This is a genomic window from Aliiglaciecola lipolytica E3 (assembly GCF_000314975.1).
Classification (GTDB): Bacteria; Pseudomonadota; Gammaproteobacteria; order Enterobacterales; family Alteromonadaceae; genus Aliiglaciecola; species Aliiglaciecola lipolytica.
In genome coordinates this window covers 70269-82777 of sequence record NZ_BAEN01000046.1, presented here as the reverse complement: position 1 = coordinate 82777, position 12509 = coordinate 70269, and the positions used below count along the sequence as shown (strand labels likewise).

The 12509-nt window shown below is 41.2% G+C and carries 16 protein-coding genes; 13 read left to right on the top strand and 3 right to left on the bottom strand.

The features are described from left to right. The 3 genes from GLIP_RS11955 to mlaF form a co-directional block, all read right to left on the bottom strand. On the bottom strand, positions 1-293 hold a 293-nt coding region (locus GLIP_RS11955), incomplete at its 3' end, for an MlaD family protein (protein WP_040522764.1). Between the two features lie 10 nt (positions 294-303). Then, a complete protein-coding gene (gene mlaE / locus GLIP_RS11950; RefSeq protein ID WP_008844894.1) occupies positions 304-1080 on the bottom strand; it encodes a lipid asymmetry maintenance ABC transporter permease subunit MlaE in 777 nt (258 codons plus the stop codon). Beyond that, positions 1080-1877 carry a phospholipid ABC transporter ATP-binding protein MlaF gene (mlaF, locus tag GLIP_RS11945; RefSeq protein WP_008844893.1) on the bottom strand — a complete coding sequence of 266 codons (798 nt, stop codon included), beginning with the start codon at positions 1875-1877 and terminating at the stop codon, positions 1080-1082. Before mlaF ends, mlaE begins: the two co-directional genes overlap by 1 nt. Before the next feature lie 483 nt (positions 1878-2360). On the opposite strand from mlaF, the gene GLIP_RS11940 reads away from it, so the two are divergent. The 13 genes from GLIP_RS11940 to GLIP_RS11880 all read left to right on the top strand — a co-directional run bounded on the left by GLIP_RS11940 (position 2361) and on the right by GLIP_RS11880 (position 12495). Next, on the top strand, positions 2361-3317 hold the full coding sequence (locus GLIP_RS11940; RefSeq protein ID WP_008844891.1) for a calcium/sodium antiporter: 957 nt from the start codon (positions 2361-2363) through the stop codon (positions 3315-3317). 16 nt (positions 3318-3333) lie between these two features. Next, positions 3334-4302 carry a KpsF/GutQ family sugar-phosphate isomerase gene (locus tag GLIP_RS11935; protein WP_008844890.1) on the top strand — a complete coding sequence of 323 codons (969 nt, stop codon included), beginning with the start codon at positions 3334-3336 and terminating at the stop codon, positions 4300-4302. Beyond that, positions 4302-4856: a 3-deoxy-manno-octulosonate-8-phosphatase KdsC gene (gene kdsC / locus GLIP_RS11930; protein ID WP_008844889.1), complete on the top strand. Its 555-nt coding sequence runs from the start codon at positions 4302-4304 to the stop codon at positions 4854-4856. The genes GLIP_RS11935 and kdsC overlap by 1 nt, the downstream gene beginning before the upstream one ends. Further along, positions 4853-5413, top strand: a complete 561-nt coding sequence (gene lptC, locus GLIP_RS11925) for an LPS export ABC transporter periplasmic protein LptC (protein WP_008844888.1) — start codon at positions 4853-4855, stop codon at positions 5411-5413. The genes kdsC and lptC overlap by 4 nt, the downstream gene beginning before the upstream one ends. Then, the gene (gene lptA / locus GLIP_RS11920; RefSeq protein WP_008844887.1) at positions 5400-5960 is read left to right on the top strand and encodes a lipopolysaccharide transport periplasmic protein LptA; all 561 of its coding nucleotides are present in this window, start codon (positions 5400-5402) and stop codon (positions 5958-5960) included. The genes lptC and lptA overlap by 14 nt, the downstream gene beginning before the upstream one ends. Further along, entirely contained in the window at positions 5960-6685 is a 726-nt protein-coding gene (gene lptB / locus GLIP_RS11915; RefSeq protein ID WP_008844886.1) for an LPS export ABC transporter ATP-binding protein, read from the top strand. The genes lptA and lptB overlap by 1 nt, the downstream gene beginning before the upstream one ends. A gap of 62 nt (positions 6686-6747) precedes the next feature. Further along, entirely contained in the window at positions 6748-8226 is a 1479-nt protein-coding gene (locus tag GLIP_RS11910; RefSeq protein WP_008844885.1) for an RNA polymerase factor sigma-54, read from the top strand. A gap of 26 nt (positions 8227-8252) precedes the next feature. Further along, positions 8253-8540: a ribosome hibernation promoting factor gene (gene hpf / locus GLIP_RS11905; RefSeq protein ID WP_008844884.1), complete on the top strand. Its 288-nt coding sequence runs from the start codon at positions 8253-8255 to the stop codon at positions 8538-8540. Between the two features lie 32 nt (positions 8541-8572). After that, positions 8573-9019 carry a PTS IIA-like nitrogen regulatory protein PtsN gene (gene ptsN / locus GLIP_RS11900; RefSeq protein ID WP_008844883.1) on the top strand — a complete coding sequence of 149 codons (447 nt, stop codon included), beginning with the start codon at positions 8573-8575 and terminating at the stop codon, positions 9017-9019. Beyond that, positions 9016-9861: an RNase adapter RapZ gene (rapZ, locus tag GLIP_RS11895; RefSeq protein ID WP_008844882.1), complete on the top strand. Its 846-nt coding sequence runs from the start codon at positions 9016-9018 to the stop codon at positions 9859-9861. Before ptsN ends, rapZ begins: the two co-directional genes overlap by 4 nt. Further along, positions 9858-10133 carry an HPr family phosphocarrier protein gene (locus GLIP_RS11890; RefSeq protein ID WP_008844881.1) on the top strand — a complete coding sequence of 92 codons (276 nt, stop codon included), beginning with the start codon at positions 9858-9860 and terminating at the stop codon, positions 10131-10133. Before rapZ ends, GLIP_RS11890 begins: the two co-directional genes overlap by 4 nt. Positions 10134-10247: 114 nt before the next feature. Next, complete coding sequence (gene mgtE / locus GLIP_RS11885) at positions 10248-11606, top strand: magnesium transporter (protein WP_008844880.1); 1359 nt, start codon at positions 10248-10250, stop codon at positions 11604-11606. Then, the gene (locus GLIP_RS11880; RefSeq protein WP_322786221.1) at positions 11578-12495 is read left to right on the top strand and encodes a DMT family transporter; all 918 of its coding nucleotides are present in this window, start codon (positions 11578-11580) and stop codon (positions 12493-12495) included. The genes mgtE and GLIP_RS11880 overlap by 29 nt, the downstream gene beginning before the upstream one ends. The last annotated feature ends 14 nt before the right edge of the window (positions 12496-12509 follow it).

Genomic DNA, 12509 nt, shown 5'->3' with positions numbered 1-12509 from the left:
GAGCTCGTTTCAGGAAATTGATTGTAGGTTTTAGAAATACTCAATGTGACCACAGGAGTGAAATCTTCAGGGTCGAGTTTAATTTTTTCAACACGGCCAATTACAACGCCTCCAACCTTGACAGAAGAACGCTCTTTTAATCCGCCAATATTATCAAATTTAGCATAGAGTGTATAAGACTCACCTTGCCCAATTGAGCCTTGGTTTGCGACCTTTAAAGCTAACATTAGCGATGCTGCAATCGCTAGCGCAACAAATAAACCCACTAATATTTCAGTTTTCCTTGAAGTCATGCCGTTATCCTCACTCTATTCCAAACATAATCGCGGTTAAAACAAAATCCAAACCAAGTACAGCTAAAGACGAATAAACAACTGTTTGTGTTGTCGCTGCACTAATCCCTTCAGAGGTTGGCACTGAATCATAACCTTTAAAAATTGCTATCCAAGTGATCACAAAAGCAAAAAATACACTTTTAATGACACCATTCATCACATCTTCGTTCCATTCAACTGTCGATTGCATGATTGACCAGTAACTGCCAGCGTCAACCCCAAGCCACTCTACTCCAACGAGATGTCCACCTAGAATACCTACTGCGCTAAAAATCAACGTTAACATAGGCATTGAAATTAACCCCGCCCATAATCGCGGTGCGACGATACGACGCAATGGATCAACTGCCATCATTTCCAAACTACTTAACTGCTCGGTCGCTTTCATTAAGCCGATTTCAGCGGTCAACGCAGAGCCAGCTCGACCGGCAAACAACAGGGCAGTTACCACAGGTCCTAATTCTCGTAAGATAGACAAAGCGACCATTGGTCCCAAACTACCTTCAGCCCCGTAATCAACTAAAATAGTATAACCTTGCAACGCCATTACCATGCCGATAAATAAACCCGACACGACAATAATTGATAACGATTTTACGCCAACAACATAAATTTGCTTAATAGTTAGCGGAATATTTTTCACTTGAGGAATAGCGATTAACGATCCCAACAGTAAACCGGTTGCGCGGCCGATTGCGGCAAATCTATTTAGGGTCGTTCGTCCTAGTTTTGCTATCCAATCCACTATTTCACTCCTAAAAATTCTTGCTCCAGCGTCTTTGCTGGATAGTGGAATGGCACAGGTCCATCTGCTTTACCCCGTAAAAATTGCTGCACCAACTCTGAATCACTTTGTTTAATTTGTTCCGGCGTTCCAGAACCAATAATTTTCTTTTCCGCCATGATATAGACGTGATCGGCAATACTCATCACTTCATTTACGTCATGAGTCACCACCACGCTGGTTAAATTAAGCGCGTTGTTTAATTCTTTTATTAATTTAACTAACACTCCCATGGAAATAGGATCCTGACCAGCAAATGGTTCGTCGTACATGATTAGTTCGGGGTCCAGAGCAATAGCTCTAGCTAATGCTGCACGTCTTGCCATACCACCAGACAATTCACTTGGCATTAGGTGTGCTGCACCGCGTAATCCCACCGCTTGAAGTTTCATCAATACAACCGTGTTAATGAGTTCTTCAGATAAATTGCTGTGCTCTCTTAATGGATAAGCAATATTATCGAAAACACTGATATCGGTGAATAGCGCGCCACTTTGAAACAACATGCTCATCTGCCGACGAACATCAAATAATCGCTTACGACTCATTCCTGGAATGGACTCCCCACGGAATTTAATATCGCCACTATCAGGTCGCAATTGTCCACCGATGAGTTTCAATAGTGTCGTTTTGCCTATCCCGCTTGGTCCCATAACCGCAGTCGTTTTGCCTTCTGGTATCTGCAACGAGATATTATCGTAAATAACACGATCCCCTCGTTTAAAGGTCAAATTCTCTATTTCTATCAAATTATTCACTGGAACTCCGTGTGGCCTAGAAGCATAGACATGACAATTGCTAAAAATGTTTCAATTGAGGCGACAATTTAAGGCCATTTTACTGTTTTTCAAGGCCAATAAACAATTAATCGAGCGCAACCTACAAAAACCTCTTAGCTGTGTTGCAAACATTCTACCAGTATAGATTAATTGGAACTGTTGATTAACTGCTTCGATTTGTAACAAAGCGTATCGAAAGTATTCATTGCTTAGTGTAGGATAATCAGGTCAAATCGACGCATTTATGCAAACCACTGGTTAATTTAAGCTATATTACGCTTGATATCCTCCACTCAGATCACAATATTCTTAAGTAAGAATTTAAACAGCGAATTGATAACTCTGAAAAACACCTGAAAAATACGACATTATTTACTAGTTTAATTTATTATTGGCTCGACATTAGGAATTGCTTATGTATTTTGCGATAATCATATCATTGTTTTTTAAAGAAATAGTCCTGTGATTTTAGAAGTTCTCATATTTTTAGCGGGTTTAGCAGCACTTAGTTGGAGTGCTGACCGATTTGTATTTGGTGCATCTGCCCTTGCCACAAATATAGGCGTTTCACCTATGGTCATTGGATTGACGATAGTCGCGATGGGATCATCCGCCCCGGAGATTGTCGTATCAGCCACAGCATCGTTAAGTAACAATCCTGATACTGCGGTCGGAAATGCCATCGGTTCGAATATAACCAACATTGCATTGGTATTAGGTATCACGGCAATCATCAAACCATTAATGGTCTCTAGCAGTACCATAAAACGTGAATTGCCCGTTTTGTTAGCTGTGACCTTATTATCTGTGTACTTTTTAGCCGACGGCCATCTGGCATTTTATGAAGGTGTTGTGCTAATCATTCTATTTGTGTTTAGTATCGGTGGATTAACCTGGATTTCTTTACACGCAGAGAAAAATGATCCTTTGCACTCTGAAACTGCTGACGAAATACCGCGAGATGTGCCGCCGTCCAAAGCAATATTTTGGGTAATACTTGGATTAATATTTCTGCCATTGAGTGCACATTTCATGGTTGATTCAGCCGTGCATATTGCTCGCTACCTGGGCATGAGTGAACTATTAATCGGATTGACGATTATTGCTTTAGGCACAAGTCTCCCCGAATTAGCTGCCTGTATCGCCGGTGTTATGAAAGGTGAAGACGACATGGTATTAGGCAATATCATTGGTTCAAATATATTTAACATTCTTGCAGTTTTGGCAATGCCAGGCTTATTAGCGCCAAGCATCATTGACGCAAATGTTGCCAGCAGAGATATGTATGTAATGCTTATTGTCACTGTGTTATTGATTGTATTTAGTTTTAATGTGCGTGGTACGAGGCGAATAAATCGTTGGGAAGGCGTAGCCTTTGTGGCTAGTTATTTGGCTTATTGCGTATTTTTGTTTATTTAATTAAAGCGAATCCTTTATGTCTTCAGCTTATATCAAATCAGCACTTAAAGTGTTGGAAATTGAGTCACAAGCAATTGTTCAGTTAAAACAGTATATTGACGGTAGTTTTGAAAAAAGCTGTCAGATCATCCGTAATTGCAAAGGGAAAGTGGTAGTTTCTGGCATGGGTAAGTCTGGCCATATAGGCCATAAAATTGCCGCAACGCTTGCCAGTACAGGAACTCCAGCATTTTTTATGCACCCAGGTGAAGCAAACCATGGCGATTTGGGCATGATTACCGATCAAGATGTTTTATTGGCCATTTCAAATTCAGGTGAAACCGGTGAGCTATTGAATCTCATTCCGGTGGTAAAACGTCTAGAAATTCCTATTATCTCAATGACCAACAGCACCAAAAGTTCACTAGGCAAACATTCTGACGCGGTCTTGTGTATTAAAGTAGAGCAAGAAGCCTGCTCTTTAGGATTAGCCCCTACTGCCAGCACAACAGCGACGTTAGCAATGGGCGATGCGCTTGCAGTCGCCTTGTTAGACGCAAGCGGTTTTACTTCGGCTGATTTTGCATTGTCGCATCCAGGCGGGAGTTTAGGTAGAAGACTGTTGTTAACAATAGCGGATATCATGCACACAGGTGATGAACTACCGTTAGTCGAATTAAACCAAACGGTTCGAAGTGCCTTATTCGAAATTTCTAAAAAAGGATTAGGTATGACAGGTATTGTCGATGATTCGGGCAAATTAGTCGGGATTTTTACCGATGGTGATTTACGCCGCATACTGGATGACCGAATAGACATTCATTCGACTCCTGTTTCGCAAGTTATGACGGTAAACAGTAAAACCGGAAAACCAAACATGTTAGCCGTTGAAGGCTTAAATTTAATGGAAAAACACAGAATTAACTCAATGTTTGCTGTTGATGATGAAAACAAACCTGTTGGAGCGCTAAATATGCATATGTTACTAAAGGCTGGAGTTGTATAGTGTCAACCATTGAAACTTTATATGGACCAGTTAATAACCATTTTATTCATAAGCTTAGCAAAATTAAATTGTTAGTTTGTGACGTGGATGGTGTGTTTTCTGACGGAAGCATTTACATGGGCAATAACGGGGAAGAGCTAAAAGCATTTCATACTCTCGATGGTTACGGTGTAAAGTCGATGCTAAAAATTGGTATCGATGTGGCCATTGTAACTGGCCGACAATCAGCGATTGTTGAAAATAGAATGTCCGCCCTAGGTGTATCGCTGATAGTGCAAGGTGTGGAAGACAAGAAAAATGCCGTCCAAAAATTAAAAGCTGGACTAAATTTAAAGAAAGAAAATATTGCATCAATGGGTGACGATATGCCAGATGTTGGCATGTTTGAACTAAGCAATGTATCTATCAGCGTCCCGAATGGGCATCCTTATGTGCGGTCAGCGGCTGAATACGTTACTAAGACTAACGGCGGTGCTGGTGCAGTCAGAGAGATTTGTGATTTGATTTTATTTGCAAACAACAAATTAAATCGTATTTACGGTAGTAGTGTATGAATCGTATCACCTTAAGCATTAGCATTTTGTTTGTGCTAATCTTGATGATATATGTGCCGTCTTGGATGGAGGCTGATCCTGAACAATCTAATTCAGAAAATGAAGATTCATGGCAGCCAAATTACCAAGCACGAAATATGCGTAGTACACTTTATAATGAAAACGGAGAAATCAATCACCAAGTTTTCGCCCTGAAAATGGAACATTATCAAATTCTAGGTTTCACATTATTTAGCCAACCCAGATATACTATTTACGTTTCTGATGAACAAAACCCTTGGCATGTAGAAGCGAGTGAAGGCACTCTGTACGAAGATAATCGTATTCAGTTGGAAACTGATGTAGAAATCCGTAGTCTGGATGATTCCGGTTTTGTGCAAACGATAAGAACACAGTTTTTAGAGATTAATTTAGTCGATAAAACCATGATGTCAGATGAGCCGGTGGAAATTAACGGAAAAGATTTTGTTGTAACAAGTAATGGGTTTATAGCAAATTTAACTACTCAGGAATATGAACTTAAAAATCATGTGCAAACTCAATATGCGCCTCGTTAGTGCTTTTATACTCACTTTGGTTTTTAGTGTCTCGACTAAAGCTGGTGAAAACGACTTTAACTTACCCATAAAAGTTGATTCTAAATCCAACTTTTTTGACGGCAAAACTAAAACGTCGATATTTAGAAAAGACGTTAAGATAACTCAAGGTAGCCTTGAGATTCTTGCCGATGAAGTAGAAGTTATTGCAGGACTTGGTGACGGCAAAGAAGTCTTTATAGCGCGTGGGAATCCCGCTAAATACAGTCAAACTTTAGATGATGGTAGCAATATAAGTGCTGCCGCCAATGAAATTAAATATGAAGTATCTAATCGCACACTTACTCTTAACGGTGCAGCCGAATTGAATCAAGATAGTAGCTTAGTGAAAGGCGAATCGATTTTATTCAATATGGAATTAGAGCAGTTAATCGCTGAAAGTAGCAGTAACGATGACGGCGGCGTCACAGCCATTTTTCAACCTGAAAGTATTCGAAATAAGCAGTCTGAAGATAAAAAGCAAGAAGACAGCAAGCAACAACAATCGCCGCAGGATGAAAAACCCTAATGGCCACGTTGAAAGCGACAAGTTTAGCTAAATCGTATAAATCAAGGCAAGTAGTACGAAATGTAAGTATCGAGGTTTCCACCGGTCAAATCGTTGGTTTGTTAGGTCCAAATGGGGCAGGAAAAACAACTACCTTCTATATGATCGTTGGCTTAGTTCCGTTGGATAAAGGTGATATTTATATTGATCAAACGGAATTAACCTTGCAGCCCATGCATATTCGCGCACGTAAAGGCATTGGCTATTTGCCACAAGAATCGTCTATATTTCGTAAGCTAACAGTGTACCAAAACATTATGGCGATTTTACAGACGCGTAAAGAGTTAAGTGCAGAACAAAGAGAACAAGAAGCTGATGCCCTACTTGACGAATTTAATATTAACCATATTAGAAATAGTCTTGGCATGAGCTTATCAGGTGGTGAACGCAGGCGAGTGGAAATTGCACGTGCACTTGCCGCATCACCTGAATTTATATTATTAGATGAACCTTTTGCAGGTGTTGATCCTATTTCCGTTAATGATATTAAAAAAATAATTCAGCATCTAAGAGACAGAGGAATTGGCGTACTAATTACTGATCATAATGTACGTGAAACGCTAGACGTTTGTGAAAAAGCGTATATTGTGAGTCATGGTGAATTAATTGCTTCTGGAACAGCAGAAGAGGTTTTAAATAATCAACAAGTCAGAGATGTATACCTAGGCGAGCAATTCAAGCTATAGTACAGGTATGTTGTTTTTAACCAAAGCTTTGTGGCTAAACTAAGTAAGAAAATAAAAACTAAATGAAACCCTCGTTACAATTAAAATTCAGCCAGCAACTTACAATGACGCCTCAGCTTCAACAGGCTATCCGTCTTTTGCAGTTATCTACGCTGGATTTACAGCAGGAAATACAAGAAGCGTTAGAGTCCAATCCACTACTTGAAATAGAAGATAGCTCAGACACGCCTTCTGGAGATTCCGCATTAGCTGATAGCAATGACAAACTCTCTGAAGAGACGGTATCTGCTAGCTCAGACTCGATGGACACAAACGAGGCGCTTGAAAAAGGCGATATTCCAGACGAATTGCCAATAGACAGCACTTGGGATGAGTATATAAGTGCGTCCTCAGCGCCAGCTTCTATCAGTAGTGGCGGTGGTGGTGACGACGACCAAATTTTCCAAGGTGAGACCAGCGAAAATATCCAAGATCATTTACTTTGGCAAATGCGCTTAACGCCGTTTTCAGAAGTCGATGCAGCTATCGCAGTTGCTATCATTGATTCAATTGATGAGTCAGGCTACTTAACCATAAGCACAGAAGAAGTGCTTGCCAGTCTTGATCATGAAGATGTTGAGTTAGATGAAGTTGAATGTGTTTTGAAGCGCATTCAGATGTTTGATCCAATCGGTTCAGGATCTCGCACTCCTCAAGAATGTCTCATGGTACAAATGAATCAATTTGCTGCTGATACGCCTTGGTTAAATGAAGCAAAATTAATCATTAGTGATTATGCCGACTTATTAAGTAATAAAGATTACCGAACTTTAATGCGTAAATCTCGTCTTAAAGAAGATGAATTACGTGAAGCTATACGCTTGTTGCAAACCTTAAATCCACGTCCGGGCAGTGCGCTGCTTATTGGTGAGCCTGAATACGTTATACCAGATGTTTCAGTAATGAAAAAGAATGGGCGTTGGCAGGTCGAGTTGAACCCTGACAGCTTACCAAAATTAAATGTTAATCAGCAATACGCGGCAATGAGTCGAAATGCGAAGAACACAAGTGACAGCCAGTTCATTCGTTCACACATGCAAGAAGCAAAGTGGTTTATTAAAAGTCTCGAAAGCCGAAATGACACATTGCTTAAAGTTGCTAACTGTATCGTTCAACAACAGGTTGGTTTTTTTGAGCATGGCCCAGAAATGATGAAACCAATGGTGTTAAATGATGTCGCAGAAATGGTAGATATGCATGAATCAACAATTTCTCGTGTGACAACCCAGAAATACATGCATACTCCTAGAGGGATCTACGAACTTAAGTACTTTTTCTCCAGTCATGTTGCAACGGATTCGGGGGGAGAGTGTTCTTCAACCGCCATACGCGCGCTAATTAAAAAACTTGTCGCTGCAGAGCTTGCAACTAAACCTCTGAGCGATAGCAAGATTGCTGATCTGCTGGCGGACCAAGGTATTCAGGTTGCCCGCAGAACAATAGCAAAGTACCGGGAGTCTTTATCGATCCCACCGTCGAACCAACGCAAGAGCCTGCTGTAGGCTCAACAACAGAAGGAATACGCTATATGCAAATTAACCTTACTGGCCATCATGTAGATATTACAGATTCTTTGCGAGACTATGTAGACAGCAAGTTTACGAAACTGGAAAGGCATTTTGATCACATCAATAATGTCCACGTTATCCTCAATGTCGAGAAACTTAATCAAAAAGCGGAAGCGACGGTTCATCTCAGTGGAGGTGAAGTGTTTGCCACTTCCGAACACAACGATATGTATGCAGCAATTGACGGGTTAATTGACAAGCTTGATCGACAAGTGATCAAGCACAAGGAAAAAATTAAACGTCATTAACTTTTACACAATAGGTCAACAGGCCCTCATTAATGGAAATTAAAGACATCCTTTCCCCTGACTGCACAAGTTGTGCAGTCCAGGGGACGAGTAAGAAACGCATTCTTGAAACTATCAGTCTACTAGCTGCGGAAAAAATCAATGATATCGACCAAACTACTATTTTAAATAGTTTGGTAAGCCGTGAAAAGATGGGTAGTACTGGAATAGGTAATGGTATTGCTTTACCTCACGGCAGACTGTCGGGTTTAAAAGACGTTGTTGCTATTCTTCTTACAAGTGCCCCATCCATCAGCTTTGATGCTATTGACAACTGCCCTGTAGACATTTTTTTTGCTATTTTTGTGCCAGAAGATAAAGCTGCTGGACACTTACAAACGTTAGCGACAATTGCCTCAAAACTGAGTGACAAAGAGATTCTAAAACGTATACGCGGTGCAGAAAGTGATGCACAACTATACGAGGCCATTATCACATGAAACTGATTATTATCAGTGGCCGTTCAGGTTCCGGAAAATCAATCGCACTAAGATCGTTAGAGGATTTGGGGTATTATTGTGTGGATAATATTCCGGTAAACCTTTTACCGACACTAACCCATACCGTGGTTGATGAATACGACCAAGTCGCGGTGAGTATAGATGTTAGGAATTTACCCAAAGTACCGGGAGAGTTAGTTGAAATTCTCGATTATTTACCCGCGACTTGGGATATGACCATAGTTTATCTGGATGCCAGTGATGACATGCTCATCAAACGCTTTAGCGAAACCCGTCGATTGCATCCATTATCTCGTCAAAATAAATCGCTTTCAGATGCAATCCAAGCTGAAGGGCAACTTTTAGCGCCCATTGCTGAACGAGCAGATTTATATCTCGATACCGATAAACTCTCAGTTCATCAATTGGCTGAGTTAGTACGCGAACGGATTTTAGGGAAAAAAAGCTCTCGACTTGTATTGGTTTTTGAATCGTTTGGATTTAAATATGGCATTCCCAAAGATGCAGACTACGTATTTGATGCTCGATTTTTGCCTAACCCGCATTGGGAACCCGATTTAAAACATTTGACCGGTTTAGACTCACCCGTAGAGATATTTCTAGGCTCACAACCGATTGTGACGAAATTTATCTGGCAAATTCAAAATTTAATTTCAACTTGGCTACCGCATTTAGAGCGCAATAATCGTAGTTATGTAACTGTTGCAATTGGATGCACTGGTGGACAGCACCGTTCGGTTTACGTGGCAGAGTCGTTAGCGAAAACCTTTAGAGCATCTCACCCTGATGTACAAATTAGACACCGTGAATTGAATCGATGAACCGTTTTGAAAAACAAATAGTGATTGTCAACAAACTTGGCTTACACGCCAGGGCCGCAACCGAATTAGTCAAAGTTGCTAATCAATATGACGCCGACGTTACTTTGCAACAAGGTGAAAAATCAGCATCTGCAAATAGTGTGTTGGGTCTAATGATGCTTGAAAGCTCACAAGGTAAAGAAGTAACTGTGATTAGTGAGGGTGCTGATGCGGAAGCCGCATTGACTGCCATTGAAAAACTCATTGTTGAGAAATTCCACGAAGACGAATAATCTCTAAAAAATATAGACTTACTTTAACAGCAGTTGCGCAAATAATTGCTGACCTGTCGCCCTTAGTCCTCTAAACTATTCACATCAGAAGTTTTTTCATTGAGCTGCATATTCATGGCAGAAGCACTAGAGGTAAAACACGCGCAACGACAACTGAAGGCGATTAATCAAGCCTTGGACAGTGGTCGCTTTATGCATGTGCGAAAAACCATCCATGATATGCCGGCATGCGATATTGCCCTTCTACTAGAATCTTCACCAAGCAAATCTAGAACTGAACTTTGGGATATGCTGGATGCCGATTTTTATGGTGACGTATTAGAAGAACTTTCAGAAGATGTGCGTAACGGGATCATAACTCAAATGATGCCGGAAAAAGTCGTCGATGCTCTAGAAGACATGGAGATTGATGACTTAGCGGAAACCTTAAGCAGTTTGCCACAATCTGTATCCAAAGACGTACTCAAATCGATGGATGAACAGGACCGCCAGCGCGCCGAAAAAGCCCTGTCTTACGGTGAAGATACCGCAGGCTTCATTATGAATACCGACGCCATCACACTTAGAAGTGATGTGACGATCGAAGTGATTTTACGCTATTTGCGCCTCAAAGGAGAAATTCCAGAAAGTACCGATACGTTTTATGTTGTGAGTCGTAATGACACCCTTATCGGCACGGTTCCGGTAACAAAGTTACTTACGGCGATGCCAGACTCAAGTATCGAGGACATAATGGATGAAGATGCCGAGGCAATACCTGTCAATATGCCAGAAACAGATGTTGCCAAACTGTTCGCTCGTTACGATTGGCTTTCTGCTCCTGTGGTCGACTCCAATCGACAATTATTGGGTCGAATAACCATTGATGACGTGGTTGATATTATCCGCGAAGATGCAGAACACTCGATGATGAGTATGGCGGGTTTAGATGACGAAGAAGACACCTTTGCACCGGTATTACAAAGTACACAAAGACGCTCAGTATGGTTGGCTGTAAATCTGGTCACCGCTCTTCTTGCCGCTGCTGTGAGCGATTTGTTTGAAGCCACATTAAGTCAAATGGCAGTCTTAGCCATCCTGAATACCATTGTACCGAGCATGGGAGGCGTGGCTGGAAATCAAACGCTAACCTTAGTTATCCGCGGTATGGCGCTGGGTCACGTCAGTGCAGGAAACTCAAAATGGTTAATAAGTAAAGAATTAGCTATTGGATTTTTTAATGGTGCAATTTGGGCTGTATTGATTGCTTCTGTGATTGCGATTTGGAAGCAAGATTGGATGTTAGGTGGTGTTATCGCTTTTGCCATGATGATTAACATGATTGCTGCAGGATTAGCCGGTGCTACCCTTCCCTTGGTGATGAAAAAACTAAAAATAGATCCCGCTTTAGCTGGCAGTGTCATACTTACCACAATAACTGATGTAGTTGGTATTTTTGCGTTTCTTGGCACTGCTACTTTATTGCTGGTTTAATCAACGAGAAAACATTATTAAATCTTCTTCACAACTCATTTTTTATACCGCTATCGCTCTACTTGCGTTTGCTGGAAATTCAATTTTATGCCGACTTGCGTTAGCTGAATCAAGCATAGACGCCACTTCTTTCACGCTACTGCGTTTGTGGTCAGGCGCAATAATGCTACTGTTCGTGCTGAGCTTCAATGGTAATTTAAGCCAACTCAAATCCGCAGGAAGCTGGCGGGCAGCAATTGCATTATTTGTATATGCTGCTGGGTTTTCTTATGCGTATATTGACTTAGATACAGGTATGGGTGCCTTAATTTTATTTGCTTGCGTTCAGATAACCATGTTGGCAATCAGCTGGCTAAAAGGCGAACGCTTTAACCGAATTGAAAGTTTAGGTGTGTTAATCGCGTTTGCAGGTTTTATGTATCTCGTTTCACCCGGTGCCAACTCGCCATCTGTGTTAGGCGTTATACTCATGGCTTCTGCCGGAATTGGTTGGGGGGTTTATTCGATTATAGGCGCCGGCTCAACCACCCCACTTATTGATACGGGTTCAAACTTTATTCGCGCAGCACTTATTAGTGCGTTACTTATCCCTGTTTTGTTTATTGATTCGAATCGTATCGAGACCGCAGGTATCCTTTATGGTGTCATGTCAGGCACACTCACCTCTGCGCTTGGTTATACCATCTGGTACAAGGTCCTTCCCAATCTTCGTGCTAGTGTTGCTGCAGTGCTGCAGCTTAGCGTACCAGCCATTGCCGCTATAGGCGGTTTACTGCTATTAGGTGAGTTACTTTCAATACGAATGATGTTTGCAAGTATCGCTATCTTAGGCGGGATTGGTTTGGTTATTTACGCTAAACAATCCCCTAAAAAAGCAATAAGAGCCTAATCCCGTATAGGGAA